1 pseudogene is annotated in these 243 nt (G+C 60.9%); it reads right to left on the reverse strand.

Going from position 1 to position 243, the window contains the following annotated elements:
• Positions 1–243 (reverse strand): annotated as a pseudogene (locus tag IB265_RS36440) (hydrolase); the annotation flags it as partial.

Consider the following 243-nt stretch of genomic DNA (forward strand, 5'->3'; position numbering starts at 1 on the left):
GGCGGCATTCCTGGCGAGCGCGTCGCGGACGTTCTGATCGTCCCAGGAGTTCATCGAGGTGCGTTCGAGAATGTCGTTTTCCGGGAAGACGGCGAGCAGTTCGGGATAGGTGTGGCCGGAGAAGGACCCGGTCTCGACGGTGGTGATCGTGGTTGGAATGCTGAAGACCTTTGCGGCCTTGGCGAGACCGACGACGTTGTTCTTCAGGACCTGCCGATCGATCGACTGAACGCCGAAGGCCAT

The sequence above is a fragment of the Ensifer sp. ENS10 genome, assembly GCF_014852025.1.
Classification (GTDB): Bacteria; Pseudomonadota; Alphaproteobacteria; order Rhizobiales; family Rhizobiaceae; genus Ensifer.